General features: G+C 75.5%; 2 protein-coding genes. One reads left to right on the plus strand and one right to left on the minus strand.

Features of this window, described 5'->3' with window-relative positions; translation table 11 throughout:
- Positions 1-299: 299 nt before the first annotated feature.
- The gene (locus HYE82_RS36275; protein ID WP_179178475.1) at positions 300-1034 is read left to right on the plus strand and encodes a class I SAM-dependent methyltransferase; all 735 of its coding nucleotides are present in this window, start codon (positions 300-302) and stop codon (positions 1032-1034) included.
- A gap of 14 nt (positions 1035-1048) precedes the next feature.
- On the opposite strand, the gene HYE82_RS36280 is transcribed toward HYE82_RS36275, so the two are convergent.
- On the minus strand, positions 1049-1801 hold a 753-nt coding region (locus tag HYE82_RS36280; protein ID WP_179178476.1), incomplete at its 5' end, for an AMP-binding protein.

Raw genomic sequence — 1801 nt, forward strand, 5'->3', positions numbered from 1 at the left:
GCGCCGGGGTCACGGGGGCCGCGGCGCCACCACGGGGGAACACACGGGGGAACACGGGTGGCGCGCCGCCACGGGGGAAACGGGCGGCGCACCACCACGGGGGAGCAGGACGACGGGGGAGCACAACGCAGGAACGGCGGCCGCGGTGGCCCGGAGGGGGAGCCACCGCGGCCGCCGCGTGCGTGCGTACGGCGCAGGTGCGTGCGTACGGCGCAGGTGCGTGCGTACGGCGCAGGTGCCTACGCGGCCGGAAGCGGCCGACCGGCCCGGGGGCGCCGGGCCGTGGCTAGGCTGGGACCGTGTTCACCTCCAAGGGGCCGAGCCTGCGCGAGCTCGCCGTGCAGGCCTTCTCGTCGGTCGAGCGGGGCTACGACCTGCTCGCGCCGAAGTTCGACCACACGCCGTTCCGCACCCCGGACCGCATGCTCGACGCCGTCGAGGAGGCGCTCGCCCGGCACGAGGGCTCCTTCGGCTCCGGCCTGGACGTCTGCTGCGGCACGGGCGCGGCCCTCGGGATGCTCGGCCGGCTGTGCCGGGACCGGGTGACCGGCGTGGACCTGAGCGCGGGCATGCTCGCCGAGGCCGAGCGGCTGTACGGCGGCGACCGGGTCGAGCTGCTGCGGGCCGACGCCCGGGCGCTGCCGCCCGGGCTCGCGGACAGGTACGACCTGGCGGTCAGCTTCGGGGCGTTCGGGCACTTCCTGCCGGCCGAGCGGCCCGCCCTCTTCGGCGGTGTCCACGGCGCGCTGCGCCCGGGTGGGGTGTTCGCCTTCCCGATCGGGGCGCCGATCCCGCCGACCTCCCCTCTGTGGTGGGCGGTGGCAGGCTTCGACGCGGCGATGCGCGTCCGCAATGCGGTGTGGCGGCCGCCGTTCGTCATGTACTACCGGACGTTCCCGTGGGGCGGGGTCCGCGCGGACCTGCGGGCGGCCGGCTTCACGGTGGAGACCGTGCCGCTGGAGCCCTTCGGGCGCCGCCGCGACGGCAGCCCGCGCTGGCGGCTCGTCCTCGCCCGGAAGAACGGGCAGCGGTAGCGCAGGCGGGCCGGTCAGCGGGTGCGGAGCTCCCGTTTGAGGACCTTGCCGCTCGCGTTGCGAGGGAGCTCGGCGACGAACTCCACGGCGCGCGGGACCTTGTAGTTGGCCATCTCCCGCCGCGACCAGGCGATCAGGTCGTCGGCGGTGAGGGTGGAGCCGGGGCGGCGCACCGCGTACGCCTTGCCGACCTCGCCGAGGCGGGGGTCGGGGATTCCGACGACCGCGACGTCGGCGATGTCCGGGTGCAGGCCGAGGAGTTGTTCTATCTCGGCGGGGTAGGCGTTGAAGCCGCCGACGATGAACATGTCCTTGATCCGGTCGGTGATGCGCAGGTTGCCGCCGCTGTCGAGGACGCCGACGTCGCCGGTGCGCAGCCAGCCGTCGGGGGTGATGGTGCGGGACGTCTCGTCCGGGTCCTCGAAATAGCCCTGCATGACGTGGTGGCCGCGTACCCACACCTCGCCCGCCCCGCCCGGGGGCAGGGGTCGGCCTTCGCCGTCGGCGATGCGGATCTCGGTGCCGGGGAGGGCCCGGCCGGAAGTGGCGGCGATGACCTCGGCCGGGTCGCCCCGGCGGCACATGGAGACGATGCCGCCGGCCTCGGAGAGCCCGTAGGCGGTGAGGACGGTGCCGATGCGCAGTTCGCCGCGGAGCCGCTCGACGAGCCGGAGCGGGACGACGGCGGCGCCGGTGACGACGAGGCGGAGGGTGGACAGGTCGTGGTGGGCGCGCCGGGGGTGGTCGAGGAGGGACCGGTGGAGGGT

It is taken from the genome of Streptomyces sp. BR123 (genome assembly GCF_013401435.1).
Lineage (GTDB): Bacteria > Actinomycetota > Actinomycetes > Streptomycetales > Streptomycetaceae > Streptomyces.